This window comes from Azospirillum cavernae (assembly GCF_003590795.1).
Classification (GTDB): domain Bacteria; phylum Pseudomonadota; class Alphaproteobacteria; order Azospirillales; family Azospirillaceae; genus Azospirillum; species Azospirillum cavernae.
Window position 1 is genome coordinate 1,925,101 of sequence record NZ_QYUL01000001.1, and the last position, 17,507, is coordinate 1,942,607.

The 17,507-nt window shown below is 66.1% G+C and carries 17 protein-coding genes; 9 read left to right on the plus strand and 8 right to left on the minus strand.

Annotated elements, in window-relative coordinates; translation table 11 throughout:
* The first annotated feature begins 30 nt into the window (after positions 1-30).
* Positions 31-1,152, plus strand: coding sequence for an alkene reductase (locus D3877_RS08815; RefSeq protein ID WP_119830247.1), 1,122 nt, complete (start codon positions 31-33; stop codon positions 1,150-1,152).
* A 149-nt stretch (positions 1,153-1,301) separates the two neighbouring features.
* Here D3877_RS08815 and D3877_RS08820 read toward each other — a convergent pair whose 3' ends face one another.
* Positions 1,302-1,913 (minus strand): chemotaxis protein CheX, encoded by a 612-nt coding sequence (locus D3877_RS08820; protein ID WP_119830880.1) that lies wholly within the window; start codon positions 1,911-1,913, stop codon positions 1,302-1,304.
* Between the two features lie 5 nt (positions 1,914-1,918).
* A complete protein-coding gene (locus D3877_RS08825; protein ID WP_119830248.1) occupies positions 1,919-2,278 on the minus strand; it encodes a response regulator transcription factor in 360 nt (119 codons plus the stop codon).
* Positions 2,279-2,431: 153 nt separating this feature from the next.
* On the opposite strand from D3877_RS08825, the gene D3877_RS08830 reads away from it, so the two are divergent.
* From D3877_RS08830 to D3877_RS08840, 3 genes are all read left to right on the plus strand, one after another.
* Positions 2,432-2,869 (plus strand): putative toxin-antitoxin system toxin component, PIN family, encoded by a 438-nt coding sequence (locus D3877_RS08830; RefSeq protein ID WP_119830249.1) that lies wholly within the window; start codon positions 2,432-2,434, stop codon positions 2,867-2,869.
* 108 nt (positions 2,870-2,977) lie between these two features.
* On the plus strand, positions 2,978-3,403 hold the full coding sequence (locus D3877_RS08835) for a hypothetical protein (protein WP_119830250.1): 426 nt from the start codon (positions 2,978-2,980) through the stop codon (positions 3,401-3,403).
* 183 nt (positions 3,404-3,586) lie between these two features.
* On the plus strand, positions 3,587-4,174 hold the full coding sequence (locus tag D3877_RS08840; protein WP_238474790.1) for a DedA family protein: 588 nt from the start codon (positions 3,587-3,589) through the stop codon (positions 4,172-4,174).
* Positions 4,175-4,215: 41 nt separating this feature from the next.
* Here D3877_RS08840 and D3877_RS08845 read toward each other — a convergent pair whose 3' ends face one another.
* From D3877_RS08845 to D3877_RS08855, 3 genes are read right to left on the minus strand one after another with little or no spacing between them, the layout of a single operon-like run.
* Positions 4,216-5,373 (minus strand): PP2C family protein-serine/threonine phosphatase, encoded by a 1,158-nt coding sequence (locus D3877_RS08845; RefSeq protein WP_119830252.1) that lies wholly within the window; start codon positions 5,371-5,373, stop codon positions 4,216-4,218.
* A gap of 12 nt (positions 5,374-5,385) precedes the next feature.
* A complete protein-coding gene (locus D3877_RS08850) occupies positions 5,386-6,141 on the minus strand; it encodes an ATP-binding protein (RefSeq protein ID WP_119830253.1) in 756 nt (251 codons plus the stop codon).
* A 10-nt stretch (positions 6,142-6,151) separates the two neighbouring features.
* Positions 6,152-6,460 (minus strand): STAS domain-containing protein, encoded by a 309-nt coding sequence (locus D3877_RS08855; RefSeq protein WP_238474791.1) that lies wholly within the window; start codon positions 6,458-6,460, stop codon positions 6,152-6,154.
* 280 nt (positions 6,461-6,740) lie between these two features.
* On the opposite strand from D3877_RS08855, the gene D3877_RS08860 reads away from it, so the two are divergent.
* The 5 genes from D3877_RS08860 to D3877_RS08880 all read left to right on the plus strand — a co-directional run bounded on the left by D3877_RS08860 (position 6,741) and on the right by D3877_RS08880 (position 14,491).
* On the plus strand, positions 6,741-9,098 hold the full coding sequence (locus D3877_RS08860; protein WP_119830254.1) for an ATP-binding protein: 2,358 nt from the start codon (positions 6,741-6,743) through the stop codon (positions 9,096-9,098).
* Positions 9,095-12,124 carry a hybrid sensor histidine kinase/response regulator gene (locus tag D3877_RS08865; protein ID WP_119830255.1) on the plus strand — a complete coding sequence of 1,010 codons (3,030 nt, stop codon included), beginning with the start codon at positions 9,095-9,097 and terminating at the stop codon, positions 12,122-12,124. The genes D3877_RS08860 and D3877_RS08865 overlap by 4 nt, the downstream gene beginning before the upstream one ends.
* Positions 12,121-13,491 carry a DUF1329 domain-containing protein gene (locus D3877_RS08870; protein ID WP_119830256.1) on the plus strand — a complete coding sequence of 457 codons (1,371 nt, stop codon included), beginning with the start codon at positions 12,121-12,123 and terminating at the stop codon, positions 13,489-13,491. The genes D3877_RS08865 and D3877_RS08870 overlap by 4 nt, the downstream gene beginning before the upstream one ends.
* A 125-nt stretch (positions 13,492-13,616) precedes the next feature.
* On the plus strand, positions 13,617-13,946 hold the full coding sequence (locus D3877_RS08875; protein WP_238474849.1) for a metalloregulator ArsR/SmtB family transcription factor: 330 nt from the start codon (positions 13,617-13,619) through the stop codon (positions 13,944-13,946).
* The gene (locus tag D3877_RS08880) at positions 13,943-14,491 is read left to right on the plus strand and encodes an SRPBCC family protein (protein ID WP_119830258.1); all 549 of its coding nucleotides are present in this window, start codon (positions 13,943-13,945) and stop codon (positions 14,489-14,491) included. The genes D3877_RS08875 and D3877_RS08880 overlap by 4 nt, the downstream gene beginning before the upstream one ends.
* A 16-nt stretch (positions 14,492-14,507) precedes the next feature.
* Here the strand turns inward: D3877_RS08880 and D3877_RS08885 are convergent, their stop codons facing one another.
* From D3877_RS08885 to atpD, 3 genes are all read right to left on the minus strand, one after another.
* The gene (locus tag D3877_RS08885) at positions 14,508-15,332 is read right to left on the minus strand and encodes an acyl-ACP desaturase (protein ID WP_119830882.1); all 825 of its coding nucleotides are present in this window, start codon (positions 15,330-15,332) and stop codon (positions 14,508-14,510) included.
* Between the two features lie 187 nt (positions 15,333-15,519).
* Entirely contained in the window at positions 15,520-15,939 is a 420-nt protein-coding gene (locus D3877_RS08890; protein ID WP_119830259.1) for a F0F1 ATP synthase subunit epsilon, read from the minus strand.
* Between the two features lie 111 nt (positions 15,940-16,050).
* A complete protein-coding gene (atpD, locus tag D3877_RS08895; RefSeq protein ID WP_119830260.1) occupies positions 16,051-17,469 on the minus strand; it encodes a F0F1 ATP synthase subunit beta in 1,419 nt (472 codons plus the stop codon).
* Positions 17,470-17,507: the final 38 nt, after the last annotated feature.

Consider the following 17,507-nt stretch of genomic DNA (forward strand, 5'->3'; position numbering starts at 1 on the left):
CATACACCAGCCAGCGAGCGAGACGCCCCGATGAGCCAGTCCCCGCAGACCCAGACGCCCGACCTGTTCACGCCCCTGCAACTGGGCGCGATCCAGTTGCCCAACCGCATCATCATGGCGCCGCTGACCCGCAGCCGCGCCGGTGAAGGCAACGCCCCGACCCCGCTGAACGCCGAATATTACGCCCAGCGCGCCAGCGCCGGTCTCATCATCACCGAAGCGACGCAGGTCTGCGACACCGCCCAGGGCTATCCCAACACGCCGGGCATCCACACCGACGCGCAGACCGTGGGTTGGCGCGCCGTGGCCGAAGCGGTGCACGCCGCCGGTGGCCGCATCGTCACCCAACTCTGGCACACCGGCCGCATCTCGCACCCGCTGTTCCAGCCCAACGGCGCGCTGCCCATGGCCCCGTCGGCCATCGCCGCGCAAGGGCAGCTCTACACCGGCCAGGGGATGGAGCCGTTCCCGACGCCGCGCGCGCTGGAAACCGCCGAGATCCCGGCGCTGGTTCGCCATTTCGCCGACGCCGCCAAGCGCGCGGTGTTCGACGCCGGTCTGGACGGGGTGGAGATTCACGGCGCCAACGGCTATCTGATTGACCAGTTCCTGCGTGACGGCGCCAACCACCGCACCGACCAATATGGCGGCAACGTCGAAAACCGCGCCCGCTTCTTGCTGGAGATTCTGGAGGCGACCACCCACGCCATCGGCGCCGACCGCGTCGGGCTGCGGCTGTCGCCGACCGGCGGCTTCAACGACATGAGCGACAGCGACCCGCTGGGCCACTTCACCACCATCGCCAAGACGCTGAACAGCTTCAATCTGGCCTATCTGCATGTGATCGAAGGGTTGCCCGGCAACGCCATGGCTCCGGCGCCGGGGCTGCCGCACGTCGCCGCCGCTCTGCGCGCGGTCTACAAGGGCGCGATCATTCTGAACGGCGGTTACAGCCACGCCACCGCCGACGCGGCGCTGGCCAAGGGCGAGGCTGACGCCATCAGCTTTGGCGAACAATTCCTCGCCAACCCGGATCTGCCGACGCGCTTCGCCCGCAAGGCCGCGCTGAACGAGCCGGACCGCGCCAGCTATTACGGCGGCGGGGCCAAGGGCTACACCGATTATCCGGCGCTGGAAAGCGTCGCCGCGTAAGGCGTTTGTGAGAGGGGCAGGCACGAGCGGTTGCCCCAGCGGGGAATCACGCCCCCGATTCCCCGCAACTGAAGGCCGGACGCCGCCCCATGCGTCCGGCCTTTTTTCCAACCAAGGGCAAAGCGCGTCCGGTCAGGAGTCGCCTGCGATCAGAGATTCGCCATGCTGCGGCGGATCGCTTCGCGGAAGGCGTCCAGGGACGCGATGTCGAGCAGGAACAGCGCGTGGCCTCGGGCGTCGCCCGCCGCCAGCGCCATGTCGATGCGCACGAACAACACTGGATCCTCGGCGGAGCCGATGACCTCCTCAGCCTTCCCGGCGCCATAGCCCGGAACGGTTCCGGCGATTTCGCCGCCGATCAGGTTCGACAGGCTGGCCAGACAGCCGTTCAGGATGATGTTGCCGATCTCGGTCAGCGCGTCCTGCTCCATCTCCCCCGGCCCGTTGGCCTCGGGGTCGATGGGCATCAGCCGACCGACCAGCGCCAGCGTGCCTTCCTCCGGGAAAATCAGCATGGCTTCGCCGGTGAAGGGGCCGACGAACTCGCCACGCACCGCGCAGACCGGCGGCTTCATGTCCGGGGCCAGATCGCGGGTGATGCGGGCGCGGGTCGACACCGCGAAGGACGGCACCGAAAGCTGAACCTCTTCCCCCAGCATGGAACTCAGCGCCGCCGCCGGTTCCCCCATGCCGATGTTGAAGAGTTCGGCGATGGCGTCGGCCTCGTCGCTGTCCAAAAGGAACGGGTCGTCGGCGGCCATCGGCGTCACTGCCCGCCAGCGGCGAGAAACTCGCGAATCTTGTCCGACGTGATCGGCTTGGCGATGAAGCGCACGCCCAGCGCCTCCGCCTTCATCTTCAGCGAGTCCTGAACGTTGGCGGTCAAAAGGCCGATGTGCAGGCCGAGGAACCGTTCCTTCAGCCGTTCGCACAGCGTCAGCCCGTCCATGCCAGGCATGTTGTAATCGACGATGGCGGCCACCGGGACCGTCTCGCCAATGACATCAAGCGCCTCGTCCCCGCTCGCGGCGGCGACGATGGTCCAGTCCGGCCGCAACGACGTGATGACGCTGGCGACCATGTTGCGCGCCAGCCGACTGTCGTCGACGATGAGGATCGTGGTCATGCCGAAGAATCCGCCCTTAATGATCTGTTGACACAATTCAGCGTTCTTAGCGCAAACTTTACGGACTCACAAGAAAAGGCGCAGGTTTGGGCAATGGCTGGTGGCGAAAAATCAACGGAGACTGCTCCTTCGATTAGGAGTGATTCGCATCCAATGGAAACGAAGCCAGTGCGCGCGGTTCTCGACACCAACATCCTTGTCGCCTATGCCCTGCTGAACGGATCGACCGCGCGCCGTCATGACGCGCTGCGTCGCTGCGTCGAACGCGTGCGCGCCGACCGGGGATTGCTGGGCAGCGCCGCGACGTTGGCGGAGTTGCAAGCCGTCCTGACGCGGTCCACCTTCGAGCGTTACCAGCCGCTGGCGGATCGCCGACGCTTTTTCGACGCCATCGCCGCCGAAACCACCCTGGTGACGCCGGTTCCCGACGTCCGGCTGTGCCGCGACCCCGAAGACGACATGTTCCTCGCCGCCGCGCTGGCCAGCGACGCCGATTGGCTGGTCACGGTGGACCGACAGCTCCTGTCCGTGCGCCGCATTGGCCGAACCCCCATCCTGCGCCCCGAGCGCGCCGTCGAACGGATGGGGTGACGGGCCGCCCGCGTCAAAAAATCACGCGGGGGGCGCCGATTTCGCTCGACAGTCGGGGGGCTGTTCATAGAATAAAAGGGGAACACTTCGCAAACTGCGGGTGAACGGATGACCGCCCAGCCCCTGCTTTTCACCGATCTGCCGACGACCGACCGGGTTCGCAAAAACGCCCGCCGCAGCCGCCCCACCAGCATCGCCGCCCCCGTCGCGGTCGATCTGGTGAGGGAGCCTGCGCGCACGCCGCCGCCCGCCGCGCTGACCGCCAGCTTCGACCTCGTTCCGCCGGGACCGCCGCCGCCCTTCGATCCGGCGGCTCTGTCCAACCCGGAGCTGCGCGCCCTGGTCCAAGCCCTGCCCGACCAGAAGCTGAGCCATCTGTTGATCGAGGCCGCCCGCGAGTTGAAACGCCGCGCCTTGCCCGACCGCGACCCGACCGACTCCGATGACCCGGAGGCGGAAGCGGTGGAGCCGAACCCGGTGCTGCTGCGCGCCGCCCGCCAGGTGGTGGGCGAATTGTCGGGCGAGGATTCCTGAGCGCGGCCCCGCCCGCCATCCGATGCCCACCGTCTCATGAAAGAAAGTTTACGGGACAAGCCATCCGATCCTATGCCATGATGCGCAATCTTCCGTTTTTCCTGCTCTGCACCGCACAATAATGCGCGCCGCGAGCGTCGAGGACGGCAACAGAGCGTCGCGTATCGTCTCCCGGAGGGGGCTTTGGACTGGATCAACTGGTTGCAGGAATGGGGCAACGCTTTCTACCCGCTGGCGTTCTTCTGGGCGTTTTTTGAGGGTGAGACGTTCGTTATCTTTGGCGGCATGGGCGCGCAGCTCGGCATCATCAACCTATATTGGTTGATCGGCACCGTCTGGATCGGCAGTTTTCTGGGCGATCAGGTCTGGTTCTGGTTGGGGCGCCGCTGGGGGACCAAGGCGCTCGCCCGCTTTCCGGCGGCCGAGATCCACGCCAACCGCGCCCTGCGCTGGGTGGAACTCTACGGCGTCGCCTTCATCCTGATGTTCCGTTTCCTGTATGGCGTGCGCAACATCGCCTCGGTCGCCATCGGCACGTCGCGGATGCGCTGGAGCAAGTTCCTGTTCTGGAACTTTTTGGCCGCTGGAATCTGGGCCTGCGCGTTTGCCGGGGCCGGTTACATGTTTGGCGAAGCCGCCGCGAGCATCGGCGAGAACGGCCCGAAAATCCTGCTGCTGAGCGCCGCCGCCATCGGTGGCCTGTGGATCGCCTTCAAAAGCATCCGCTGGGTGGTTCGCCGTCGCGCCACGTCGTTAACCACCACGTCGTAACCACCTCAACTCGCAACCACAACCGTCCACCGCGCCGGGCGCTACGCCCGGCGCGCGATCCACACCGCCGTCAGATCATCGCGCAACGGCTGACGGGTGCGCGCGTAGAAGCGCTCCATCATCGGCTCCAACGGGTGCGTCCGGTTGACCACCAGCGCGTCGCGGACGAAATCGGGCACGGCGGACTGGCCGATGGGGCCATGCTCGTCGCCCCAGCATTCAATCAGCGCGTCGCTGTAGAGGAACAGGAAACCGCCGCGCGGCAGGCGGAAACTCTGATCGACATACTGCGCCCGGCGCGACGCCCCCAGCACCAGCCCCGCCGAATCGAGAAGGCGGATGTCGCCCCCCACCCCCAGAACCGGGTTGGGCGACCCCGCCGCCGAAAAGGTCAGCGTGTCGGTGGTCAGATCCAAAATGCCGAAGAAAGCGGTGGCGAACTGCCCGGTGGGCAACACGTCCTTGAGCGCGCTGTTCAACTGCATCAGCCACTGCGACGGGGCGCAATCCTGCATGGGAAAACGGTCGATCAGCGTGTGCAGCCGGAAGGTGTTGATCGCCGCCGTGATGCCGTGACCGGCGAAATCAATGATGAGGAAGCCGACACGCCGATTGTCCAGCGGGTAGACCCCCCAGAAATCGCCGCCCAACTCCGACGATGTTTCAAAATGCGCGTCGAGCGTCAGCCCGTAACGTTCGGCCACCGCCGTCAAACGGCGCTTTTCCGGCAACAGCGAATGCTGCATCTCCCGCGCGTGCGCCAGCTCACGCTGGACCCGCGCGCGGAACGCGGCCAGATCGTTGAACAGCTTGCGCTTTTCCAACTGGTGGCGGACCCGCGCCACGCATTCGCCGGGCTTGATCGGCTTGGAAATGAAATCGCTGCCCCCCGCCTCGAAACAGCGGACCTGCTCCTGGTCGCTGTCGAAGGCGGTTTGGAACAGCACGGGCAATTCCTCGTGCGTCGCGTTGCGGCGCAGCGCCTCGCACATCTCCAGCCCGTTCATCACCGGCATGTCGACGTCGAGCAGCACAAGATCGGGGCGAAAACTGTCCACCGCCTTCAACCCCTCCGCCCCATTTTCGGCGAAGGCGATCTGGGTGATTCCAGCCCGCCGGATCACCAGAGCCAGGGATTTTCGGTTGAACTCGTTGTCGTCAACGATGAGAACGCGGCAGTCGGAAAGCGAAATGGCCATACAGCAGGCTCGTCAGACGTCAAAATGCAAAACGGTGCAGCGTCCGCCGTCCGTCACCGCCACGCGGCTGGCCAGCGCGCGCATGAACACGAACCCCCGGCCCGAACGCGCCTTGCCATCGGTGGCCGACGCGGTTGTCGCGCTGTCGAAACCGCTGCCCTGATCGACCACCGCGACGGCGATGGTCGAGGCGTTCCAGCGGCAGAAGATGTCGATTCGCCGACGCTTGATGTCGGGATCGCCCAAACGGTCGCGCAGCATCTGGCCGAACACGCGGTAGCCGTCGGGCTGATTCTTGGCCGCGCTGGAAATCCCCAGATTGCCATGCACGATGGCGTTGGCGATGGCCTCGTGCAGGCACATTTCGACGTTGGGGCGATGCTCCGCCGTCAGCGCGCCGCGCCGCGTCAACTCGTCACAGACCAGAACGGCGCATTGCAAGCCATAGGCGGTGCCGGTGGTCAGCGACAGATAAAAGCCCGGCTCCACCGCTGGCGCGCCCGACCAATCTTCCATCAGGGCGGCGGGTTCGTCCCCGCCCTCCCCCAACTCGACGGTCAGGAACGGGTTGCGGTGAAACGCCTCGCGCAGCCGGTCGCGGTCAGCCCGCTCCACCAGCAAGGCTTCGGCCCAGGCCGCCGCGCTTCCGTCATCGACGGCGTCAAAACCGCTGACGTCGAATCGGGCGGCGACCCGCGCCGTCATGTCGGCCGGAATACGATCCCGCATCACACAAAAGGGACGCAACGGTGAAGGGATCGTGTCCATGCCAAACGCCTCACGGCTCGATGGTGACGATCTCGCCGATTTTGGCGAGGTCTATGGACCGTTTTACGTCGCCTTGCGGGCCGCTGACAATCATCTTGACGTTCCGTTGCTCCGCCTCTTCCTGCAAGATCAGCAGCATGCCGAGACCAGCGGAATCGATGAACTCCAGCGTCGAAAGATCCAGCACGAAGCGGCGCGGCTTCGCGCCCTCCAACGCGTCAATGATGTCCCGCAGCCGGTCATGATCGGTGAACTCAAGACGACCAGCCAGCCGCACCTCAAGCGCGTCCGGGGTGCTGCGCGATTGAAATTCCATCATCCCCTCATCTGTCCTGGATTGCGCGCTCCGGTGCGGCAACGCGCGTTTCTCACCCTATCCGCCTATGCACAGTAGTGCAACGCGGCAAAGCTTCTCAAGCATCGTCGCGCCAAAACAGCGGATTTTCAGCCAAAGCGCGACCGTTTTTCTCAACCGCTCTCGCACCGGATCCGTCATGGACGACCACCGCCGGAAAAGAGTAGAAGATGGTCATCTGGCGCTCGCCCACGCTGTCGGCCGCCCCAGTCATTGCGCAAGCCATTGCCCGGAACACCATGGCATGAACAGGATCGCACAGGGGTGGCGGCGGGTGCCGACGGTGTCGGCGAAATTTCTGCTGATCCTGATTCCCAGCCTTGTTCTTGCCGTTTCGCTGTTTTCCTCGGTTTTTTTCTACAACCGCTACTATGACTTGCGGACGGCGCTGCGCGACAAGGTGTCCACCATCGCCGACATCAACGCGGCGGCCCTGTCCGCCAGCCTGTGGTCGTTCGACGTCACCGCCATCCGCAACGTCGTCCAGGCCATCGCCGCCAACCGCGAGTTGGTTTGCGTCGAGGTGTCGGACGATCTGGCCGACGGGCTGTTCGTGTGGCCGGGGGTGGATTGCCCGGTCAACAGCCCCAACATCGAACGACGCTCCATCAAGGTGCAGAATCTCCAGGTCGGCACCATCACGCTGCATTTCAGCCACGACGCGGTGCGCGAGCAGTTGCGGCAGGAGATTCTGAACACCGCCTTTCTGCTGCTGATGATGCTGGCGGGCACCATAGCGGCGGCGTTGGCCGCCCTGCGGCTGACCATCGGCAAGCCTCTGCGTCGGCTGATCGCCTCGATCCTGAATTCCGAACAGGGCAAGGGCCACCGCCCGATCGATTGGAGCGCCGCCGACGAGCTGGGGCGGGTGATTCACGCCTACAACGGCATGCTGGCCCGTTTGGGGGAGGAGGAAGCCGCCCTGCGCAAGAGCGAGCAGCGGCTGGCTCTGGCCATCACCGCGACGCGCTCCTCGGTCTGGGATTACGACCCGGGCGGCGGCCAATATTGGTGGTCGAAGGAGTTTCCCGCCCTGCTCGGCTACGGCCCGAACGAGCTGGCGATGACGACCAAGACCTGGGTCTCCCTGCTCCACCCGGACGAGGCCGAGGACATCGTCGCCGATTCCCGTCGTCGGAAACGCGACAAGGCGCTGGCCTACACCGCCGTGTACCGGATGCGCCGCCGCGATGGCCAATGGGCCTGGATCGAGGACCGCGCCACCGCCCTGCGCGACGCCAAAGGCACCGCGCTGCGCATCACCGGCACCATGTCCGACGTCACCGAACGGGTTCAGGCCGAGTTGGATTTGGCGCGCGAACGCAACATCCTGCAAATCACCTTGGACAACACCGACCAGGGCATCATCAAGGTGGACCATGATCTGCGGGTGGTGATGTCCAACCGCCGCGCCGCCGAATTCCTGAACATCCCGCCGGAATTCCTCGCCGCCTGCCCGGTCTTCCCCGACATCGTCAGCCTGCAACGCAGCCGGGGCGAGTTCGACGAGTTGAGCGACGACCCCGACCTCTATCTGGCCTATGGCGGCCGCGCCGACGACGATGAGTTCGGCGGCGGCGTGTGGGAGCAGCCGCTCACCTTCAAACGCCGCCGCCCCGACGGGCGCATCATCGAGGTGCGAACCAACCCGCTGCCCGAAGGCGGCTTCGTCCGCACCTTCACCGACGTGACGGTGGAGGCCCGCTCCGCCGAGGAGATCTTCAACGCCATGCAGGCGCTGGGCGCCGCCTACGCCGATTTGAAGGAAACCCAGGCCAGTCTGGTGCAGGCCGAAAAAATGGCCTCGCTCGCCCTGCTGGTGGCGGGCGTCGCGCACGAGATCAACACGCCCATCGGCATCGCCTATGGCTGCTCCACCCATCTGTCCGGCCGCACCCAGGCGTTGAGCGCCGCGTTCGAGGGCGGGACGATGAAAAAGTCGGATCTGGCGGCCTATGTGGCGACCGCTGACGATTCCTCCCGCTTGATCCAGCAGAATCTGACCCGCGCCGCCGAACTGATCCAGAGCTTCAAGCGCGTCGCCGTCGATCAAACCAGCGAGGAGCGGCGCGCCTTCGATCTGCTCGCCTATCTGGAGGAAATCGTCACCTCCCTCGGCCCGACCTTGCGCAAGGGGCCGCACCGGGTCGCCATCGCCTGTTCGACCGGCATCGTCATCGACAGCTTCCCCGGCGCGCTCAGCCAAGTCGTCACCAATCTGGTGATGAACGCGCTGACCCACGCCTTCCCCCCCGACACCAAGGGCCATATGGTGATCGACGTCACCGACCTGAGCGATGGAGAGATCGAGATCCGTTTCGCCGATGACGGCGTCGGCATCCCGACCGACCATCTGCCCAAGGTGTTCGAGCCGTTTTTCACGACCAAGCGCGGCGCGGGCGGCAGCGGGCTTGGCCTGCACATCGTCTTCAACCTCGTCACCCAGACCTTGGGCGGGCGGATCTCGGTTGACAGCGCGCCCGGCGATGGAACTACGTTCATTCTTCGCATTCCGAAATCCGTTCTGGCGGCCCAAACCGTGAGCGTGGACAACGCCCTGACCACCGTCAGCGCCAGCAGCCTGGAGACCGCAGCAGCATGAGCATGGGCGCGCTCGCCGACCGTTCGTTCGACGACGACGACATCCTGTTCGCGGATGAGGATGAGTCCGGCCATGGCGGCGCCGGTCCGGCGGCGGACGCGCCGCCGCCATGGACCATTCTGGTGGTGGACGACGAGACCGACGTCCATCTGATGACCAGCCTGCTGCTGGCCGACGTCGCCTTTCAGAAGCGCTCGCTTGACCTCATCAGCGCCCACACCGCCGCCGACGCCCGCCTGATCCTGGAAAACCGGCCCGACGTCGCCGTCATCCTGCTGGACGTGGTGATGGAGGAGGATGATTCCGGCCTGAAGCTGGTGCGCTGGATCCGCGACGATCTGGGCAACCGCGACGTCCGCATCATCCTGCGCACCGGCCAGCCCGGACAGGCGCCGCAGCGCGACGTGATCGTCGATTACGACATCAACGATTACAAGCCCAAGGCCGACCTGTCGGCGGAAAGCCTGTTCACCGCCGTCATCGCCGCGCTGCGCGCCTTCGATCAAATCCAATCCATCGAGACCCGCGTCGCCGAGCGCACCCGCGAACTGCACGAAAGCCGCGAGCAGATCAGCGCCGTGCTGGAGGCCAGCCCAATCGGCGTCTGCGCCTATGACGAAAGCGGCATCATCGTTCTGACCAACCACCGGCTGGTCACGCTGCTCGGCATCGCCAAGGAACGCTTGATCGGCGCCAGCATCGGCGAGTTGTTCGCCCCGATGGACGACCGCCAGGACGAACAGCGCTGGCTGTTCTACCGCCGCCAGATCCGCGACGCCGAGGTGAAGCTGTGCCGGGCCGACGGCTCCACCTTCTGGGCCTTGATGACGGTCGATCCGGCCATCGTCGATGGGCAGGAGGTCTTCCTGTCCTGGATCTACGACATCACCCGCCGCAAGCTGGCCGAACGCCAGATGGAAAACGCCAAGGAACAGGCCGAACAGGCGACCAAGGCGAAATCCGCCTTCCTCGCCACCATGAGCCACGAGATTCGCACGCCGATGAACGGCGTTCTCGGCATGCTGGGGCTGTTGGAGCGCACCGATCTGGACGCGCATCAACTCGACACCGTGGCGACGATGCGCGAATCGGCCACCTCGCTGTTGCGCATCATCGACGACATCCTCGATTTCTCGAAGATCGAGGCTGGCAAGATGGACGTCGAGCGGGTGGTGGTCTCCATCCCCGCCCTGGTCGAAGGGGTGGCGGAAACGCTGGCCCCCTCGGCCCGCGCCAAGGGGCTGGCGCTGCTGACCTACGTCGATCCCACCATCCCCGCCGCCCTGCTGGGCGATCCGGTGCGGCTGCGGCAAATCCTGTTCAATCTGGGCGGCAACGCCATCAAATTCACCGAAAGCGGGCGGATCGTCGTGCGCGTGGCGTTGAGCGGGTTGAGCCAGGACAGCGCCGCCCTGCGGATCGAGGTGATCGACACCGGCATCGGCATTCCCGACGCGGCGCGGCGGCGGCTGTTCCAACCCTTCACCCAGGCCGAAAGCTCGACCACCCGGCGCTTCGGCGGCACTGGCCTTGGCCTGTCGATCAGCCGCCGTCTGGCCGCCCTGATGGACGGCGAAATCGGCGTGGACAGCGCGCCCGGCAGCGGCTCCACCTTCTGGCTGACGCTGACGCTGGACCGGGCGGAGGCTTCGCCGCTCCCCGGAGAGCCGCTGGCGTCGCTGGGGAGCGTCTCGGCGGCGGAGGTCGATCTCCGTGGCCTCACCGTTCTGCTGGGGGTTCCCGACGACACCGAACGCAGCTTTCTGTCCTGCTATCTGGAAGCGGAAGGCGCGCGGGTTCTGCCGGCGGGCAACCCGCAGGAACTCGCCACACAAGCCCGCATCGCGCGCGAGGCGGGTTGCCCGACCAGCGTCGTCGCGGTGGATGAGGCGTTGCACGTCCCCGCCGCCGCCTGCGCGCCCGAAGAGTTTGGGCGGCGCAGCGGCGAAGCCTGCCCGCCCATCGTCCTGTTGCTCCATGGAGCCGGAGGCGACCGCCGCAGCGACAACGCCGTGCCGCTGGGCCGTCCCATCCGCCGCTTGCCCCTGTTGCGGGCAGTCGCCGCCGCCGCAGGCCGCGCCCCGGCCCCGGCGTTGGACACGCCTCTCCCGCCAGTGGGCAACCCATCACCCGAAGACTCCCTCCCTCGTCCGCAACCCGCGCCCGCACGCGCCTCCTCCGCTCCCCAGCCCCCGGATCTGGACCAAGCGCTCGCCCAGGGGCGTCTCATTCTGGTGGCGGAAGACAACCCGGTGAACCGAAAGGTTCTGCTGATGCAGTTGCACGCGCTGGGCTACGCCGCCGAAATGACCGCTGGCGGCGCCGAGGCGCTGGCGGCGTGGCACGGACCGCGCCGTTACGCCCTGTTGCTGACCGACGTCCAGATGCCGGAGATTGACGGCTTCGAGCTGACCCGCCGCATCCGCAGCGCCGAGCAGGAGGGGCGTGGCCCCGCCGACGCCGGGCGTCTGCCGATCATCGCCATCACCGCCAACGCCGCGCCGGGCGAGGTGGCGAGCTATCGCGCCGCCAACATGGACGATGTTCTGAGCAAGCCGCTGGACCTGTCCCAACTGGCCGCCACGCTGGCCCGCTGGATGCCGTCGGCCGAGCAGGGGGAGGAGGCGAAGCTCCCCGCTCTCCGTTCCCCCGCCCGCGACGAATCGACCGCGCCCACCCCCACGCCCGAGCCGGACGCCCCCATCGATTTGACCTCGCTGCGCGACCTGTGCGGCGGCGACGCGGCGATGCTGGCCGAGTTGCTGAATGATTTCCTGTCCATCAGCCGGACCATCGTGACCGCGCTGGACGCCGCCGTGGCGGGCCAGGATCTGGCCGGGGTGCGCGCCTGCGCCCACAATCTGAAAGGCTCCTCGCGCAACGCCGGAGCCAAAGCTCTGGCCGCCGCCGCCCTGCGGTTGGAGCAGGCGGCGACCGACAGCGCCGATTGGTCGAACCTGTGCGCGCTGGCCGACCAGTTGCGCGCCGCCTTCACCTCTCTTGAGCAGCATCTGGCGCAATCATGAGCGACCGCACCCTCATCAACCGCCGCGACGCCCTGGCGCTGCTGGGGGGGGCCGCCGCGTCCGCCGCGACGCCAAGCTGGGCGCAAGACGCGGCGGCGCCGCTGCCGATTCCCCGTCTGGGCGAGGAGTTGACCCCCTTCGGGGCGATCCGGGCGGGCAACCGCACCCGCGTCATTCCGGCCTGGAAAGGCGGCTTGACCACGCCACCCAAGGGCTACGCGCCGGGCCGCCACAGCCCGGATCCCTACATTGAGGATGGCCGCTGGATCACCGTTGGACCGGCTGACGTCGAGCGTTACAAGATTCGCCTGTCCGCCGGGCTGCAAGCCCTGTTGGCGAAATACCCGACCACGTTTGAGATTCCGGTTTTCCCCTGCCGCCGCAGCGCCGCAGCGCCGCAGCGCGTCTATGACGCGTGCTTGGAAAACGCCGGACGCGCCGCGCTGGGCGAAAACGGGCTGGTGCTGTCCGGCGCGCGGGTTGGCGTGCCCTTCCCCATTCCCGCCAACGGCGTGCAAGCGATGTGGAACCATCTGCTGCGCTGGCGCGGCACGGCGATGACCCACACCAGCCAAACCGTTCTGCCCAGCGGCGATGGACGCCTGACCGACCGGCTGTACCGCGAGGATTTCGCCTTCCCCTACGCGGCGGGAGAAGACGGCAAACCGCTGCTCTACCGCCGCACCAGCCTGACCCCGGCGGATCAAGCCGGCACCACCCTGCTAACCCAGGCGACGCTGAATCCCATCCAGTCCGGCTTTCGCGCCTGGCTGCGCATGGGGGAGCGCGGGCGCGTGGTCGCCGCCCCCGATTTCCTCTATGACGTGGCCGACCCCGCCACCGACGGCGTGTGCACCGCCGACATGTTCGACATGTTCAGCGGGCCGCTCGACCGATTCGATTTCACGCTGATTTCGCGGCGGGAAATGTATGTCCCCTACAACGCGTATCGCCTGAACACGCCCAGCCTCGCCCCCCATGAGTTTCTGTGGTACGGCCACCCGAACCCGCAATTTCTGCGTTATGAGATGCACCGGGTGTGGATCGTCGACGCCCGCCTGAAGCCGAACTTCCAGCACAAGCTGCCCGACCGCACCTATTACCTGGACGAGGATTCCTGGCAAATCGTCATGGCCGAGCATTACAACGGCAAGGGCGAGTTGCAGCGCTACGCCGAGGCGCACAACGTCGCCCATTGGCAAGTTCCCGCCTTCGTCCCCGCCGCCGAGTTCATCTATGATCTGACCGGCGAGCGTTACGTCGCGCGCGGCATCGACAATCTGCAACGCCCGCCGGTCTTCGACAAGCCGCTCAAGCCCGAAGAGTTCACCCCGGAATCGCTGGTCCGCCGGGGACGGCGGGACTGAGCGGCAATCCTCCCGCGCGTCGATCCGCGTGAGCGATTAAACGCTCAACCATATGGTTGACTGTTCATCGGCTTGCGCCTACATTAAACCACATGGTTGAATATAATCCCTCCCCATTGGACAGCGTGTTTCAGGCGCTCAGCGACTCCACCCGGCGACAAATGTTGCGGGAGTTGGCGGATGGCGAACGCACGGTCGGGCAACTGGCCGAACCCTTCGCCATGTCGCTGGCGGCGGCCTCGAAACACATCAAGGTTTTGGAAAGCGCCGGGCTGATCCGGCGCGAGGTTCGCGGGCGCACCCATCTGTGCCGTCTCGACCCTTCCCCCCTGTCCAACGCCCAGCGCTGGTTGGCCTCTTACGAGGCGTTCTGGACCGACCGCCTGTCCGTCCTCGACCGGCTGCTGCGCGACGCCCCCGCCACTCCAACAACCGACAAGGATGCCGACCCATGACCGAAGCCACGACGCTCGACGCTCCCGCCGAATCCTTCGCCCGGTGGAGCGAGCCTCTGACCTTGACCATTCAACGGCTTTTGCCCGGCCCCATCGAACGCTGTTGGGCGTATTTGACCGACAGCGATCTGCGTCGGCAATGGCTGGCGGCGGGCGACATGCCCGACCAGACCGGCGTGCCATTCGAACTGGTCTGGCGCAACGACGAGCTGACCAATCCACCCGGCCAGCGGCCCGACGGTTTCGCCGCCGAACACCGGATGGAAAGCCGCGTTCTGGCGCTGGACCCGCCCCACCGGCTGGTCATCGCCTGGGGAACCGCCAGCGAGGTGGATTTCACGTTGGAATCGAAGGGCGACCGGGTGCTGTTGACCCTGGTCCACCGCCGGGCGCCGGATTCCGCCATGCTGCTGAAGGTCAGCGCCGGGTGGCACATCCACCTTGATCTGCTTGCCGACCGTTTGGCGGGCGCCGCTTCCCTGCCCTTCTGGAACCGCTGGGCTGATCTGAACGCCGCGTATCAGAAACGCCGGACCGCCGACTGAACGCGGTCGCCGCTCCTCAGGCTGTCCGCCGCTCCAGCTTGCGGGCGCGGCGCTCCACCAGCCACCAGGCCCCGCGCGAGGCGACGCTGGACAGCGCGGAGTGCGGCTTCAGCCCGCAGGCCTTGAACACCATGGCGACCGCCCGATCAATGTGCTTGGGCCGGTAGCGGCCATAAGCGCGGCGCATGTAGGCGGCGTTGCAGCGGGCGTGATCGTAGGCGGAGTCCACCGCCTCGTTCGCGGCGAAATAGGCGTAGGCGAGTTCGTCATCCTCGGACTCGCCGATGCGCGACAGGGCGACCTTCAGGCGCTGAAACTTGGTCAGCCCCTCCAACTCCAGATACTTCTTCGAGTAATCGTAGAAAATCTTGTAGTGGCGCAACTCGTCCGCCGCGATCCGGCGGCAAATCTCCTGCAACAGCGGTTCGTCGGTCGAATCGCCGATGGCGGCGTAATAGGAGCTGGTGCCGGTTTCGACGATGCAGCGCGCGATCATTTCGCCGGTGCGCGACCCGCGCACCGAAGCGTCGAGATCAATCGGCACCCGATAGCCCGCGCGGAACCGCTCCACCGCCGCGTCAAAGTCAAAGGACGGATCGACCAGAGCCGCCCAACGGCCCAGCGCCAACCCATGCTGGACCTCTTCCGCCGCCCAGCCGCGCGCGACCTCCTGGAAAACAGGGTCGTCCTTGAAGACGTTGCACAGATAGGCCGTGTAGTCGTTGGCGTTGACCTCCACCAGGGCCGCCGCCTTAATCAGGGGAACCAGATCAGGGTCCACCTTGCTGCGGTCAAACTGCTCCCAGGGAAGGTCGTCGAGTCGCCAATGCCCCCGCGCCATGCTCCGCTTCTCCTCCGCCGCCCGTTCCGGCAACATCATCGCACGCTCCGAAGATGAAGCAGAGGCATGCCCGCGTCATCGTTCTTATTCGACTGTTGAATGTAGTCAGAGTTTACCGCGTTGCAACAGAAACGGGCGGTTCGGATGACCGAACCGCCCGCTCTTCTCAATCCCTCGACGCCGATGCTCAGTGAGCGGCGGCGGACGCTCCCAGCGCCTCAAGCTTGGCGCGGGCGACGCCCAGCTTTGCTTCGACGGCGGCCTTGTCGCTGTCCGACGCGGCGTCGTCCAGATCCTCAGACAAATCCTTGATCGCCTTTTCCACAGCCGCGCGGTCGATGCCCGACAGCGCTTCCGCTTCTTCGGCCAGGACGGTGCAGCGGGTCTCGGTCACTTCGGCGAAGCCGCCCGCGACAAAGACGCGATCCACAACGCGGTCGCCTTCATAAACGTCGATGACGCCCGGACGAACCGTCGCGATCATCGGCGCATGACCGGCAAGCACGCCGAAATCACCTTCCGTACCCGGCACCACGACCATGTCCACCGGAAGCGACTTCAGCAGCTTTTCCGGCGAGACCAGCTCGAATTCGACTTTGTCGGCCATGGATTTCCTGGTGCCTCTTCGTAAGTGCCCTCCCCCGCCATGACGGCGCGGGAGGGAGAACCCTGTTCAAACCCGATTGAGTCCCGCCCCGTCGCCGGAGCGGGATCAGGATCAGGCCGCCAGCTTCTTCGCCTTGGCGATCGCTTCGTCGATGGTGCCGACCATGTAGAAGGCGGCCTCCGGCAGGTGATCGTAATCACCGTTCACGATGCCCTTGAAGCCCTTGATGGTGTCTTCCAGGCTGACCAGCACGCCCGGCGTGCCGGTGAACACTTCGGCGACGTGGAAGGGCTGCGACAGGAAGCGTTGGATTTTGCGGGCGCGGGCGACCGTCAGCTTGTCTTCTTCCGACAACTCGTCCATGCCCAGAATGGCGATGATGTCCTGGAGCGACTTGTAGGTCTGGAGGACCTTCTGGACCGAACGGGCCACCGCGTAGTGGTCTTCACCAACGACGCGCGGATCGAGGATGCGGCTGGTCGAGTCGAGCGGATCGACGGCCGGGAAAATGGCCATTTCCGCGATCGAACGCGACAGCACGGTGGTGGCGTCCAAGTGGGCGAAGGAGGCGGCCGGCGCCGGATCGGTCAAATCGTCGGCGGGCACGTAAATGGCCTGCACCGAGGTGATCGAACCCTTCTTGGTCGAAGTGATGCGCTCTTGCAGGGCGCCCATGTCGGTGCCCAGCGTCGGCTGATAGCCCACCGCCGACGGGATGCGGCCCAGCAGCGCCGACACTTCCGAACCGGCCTGGGTGAAGCGGAAAATGTTGTCCACGAAGAACAGCACGTCCTGGCCTTCTTCGTCGCGGAAATACTCCGCGAGAGTCAGACCGCTCAGCGCGACGCGGGCGCGGGCGCCCGGCGGCTCGTTCATCTGACCATAGACCAGCGCCACCTTGGAGCCGGGGCCGTCGAGCTTGATGACGCCCGACTCGATCATTTCGTGGTACAGATCGTTGCCTTCACGGGTGCGCTCACCGACGCCCGCGAACACCGACACGCCGCCGTGCGCCTTCGCGACGTTGTTGATGAGTTCCATGATGGTCACGGTCTTGCCGACGCCCGCGCCGCCGAACAGGCCGATCTTGCCGCCCTTGGCGTAGGGGGCCAACAGATCGATGACCTTGATGCCGGTGATGAGCACTTCGGCGTCCGTCGATTGATCGACGAAATCCGGGGCCGAACGGTGGATCGGCAGGCTGCGCTCGGCGTTGACGTCGCCGCGCTCGTCGATCGGCTCGCCGATGACGTTGATGATGCGGCCCAGCGTCGCCGGACCAACCGGAACGGTGATCGGGCTGCCGGTGTCGAGAACCTCGGAGCCGCGCACCAGACCGTCGGTGCTGTCCATGGCGATGGTACGAACCGTGCTCTCGCCCAGATGCTGCGCCACTTCCAGGACGAGGGTCTTGCCGTCGTTCTTGGTGTGCAGCGCGTTCAGGATCGCCGGCAGTTCGCCGTCGAACTGCACGTCGACGACGGCGCCCGTAACCTGCGTGATCTTGCCGACAGAAGTGGTGGTGGCCATGGAGTAAAGCTCCCTAGGAACTCGGTAAGTGTCGGTGT

Excerpts from the sequence above, each read along its gene's own strand:
- D3877_RS08815 (WP_119830247.1), top strand. The coding sequence starts at position 31 with ATGAGCCAGTCCCCGCAGACCCAGACGCCCGACCTGTTCACGCCCCTG.
- D3877_RS08820 (WP_119830880.1), bottom strand. The coding sequence starts at position 1,913 with ATGGCCGCCGACGACCCGTTCCTTTTGGACAGCGACGAGGCCGACGCC.
- D3877_RS08825 (WP_119830248.1), bottom strand. The coding sequence starts at position 2,278 with ATGACCACGATCCTCATCGTCGACGACAGTCGGCTGGCGCGCAACATG.
- D3877_RS08830 (WP_119830249.1), top strand. The coding sequence starts at position 2,432 with ATGGAAACGAAGCCAGTGCGCGCGGTTCTCGACACCAACATCCTTGTC.
- D3877_RS08835 (WP_119830250.1), top strand. The coding sequence starts at position 2,978 with ATGACCGCCCAGCCCCTGCTTTTCACCGATCTGCCGACGACCGACCGG.
- D3877_RS08845 (WP_119830252.1), bottom strand. The coding sequence starts at position 5,373 with ATGGCCATTTCGCTTTCCGACTGCCGCGTTCTCATCGTTGACGACAAC.
- D3877_RS08850 (WP_119830253.1), bottom strand. The coding sequence starts at position 6,141 with ATGGACACGATCCCTTCACCGTTGCGTCCCTTTTGTGTGATGCGGGAT.
- D3877_RS08855 (WP_238474791.1), bottom strand. The coding sequence starts at position 6,460 with ATGATGGAATTTCAATCGCGCAGCACCCCGGACGCGCTTGAGGTGCGG.
- D3877_RS08860 (WP_119830254.1), top strand. The coding sequence starts at position 6,741 with ATGAACAGGATCGCACAGGGGTGGCGGCGGGTGCCGACGGTGTCGGCG.
- D3877_RS08865 (WP_119830255.1), top strand. The coding sequence starts at position 9,095 with ATGAGCATGGGCGCGCTCGCCGACCGTTCGTTCGACGACGACGACATC.
- D3877_RS08870 (WP_119830256.1), top strand. The coding sequence starts at position 12,121 with ATGAGCGACCGCACCCTCATCAACCGCCGCGACGCCCTGGCGCTGCTG.
- D3877_RS08880 (WP_119830258.1), top strand. The coding sequence starts at position 13,943 with ATGACCGAAGCCACGACGCTCGACGCTCCCGCCGAATCCTTCGCCCGG.
- D3877_RS08885 (WP_119830882.1), bottom strand. The coding sequence starts at position 15,332 with ATGGCGCGGGGGCATTGGCGACTCGACGACCTTCCCTGGGAGCAGTTT.
- D3877_RS08890 (WP_119830259.1), bottom strand. The coding sequence starts at position 15,939 with ATGGCCGACAAAGTCGAATTCGAGCTGGTCTCGCCGGAAAAGCTGCTG.
- atpD (WP_119830260.1), bottom strand. The coding sequence starts at position 17,469 with ATGGCCACCACCACTTCTGTCGGCAAGATCACGCAGGTTACGGGCGCC.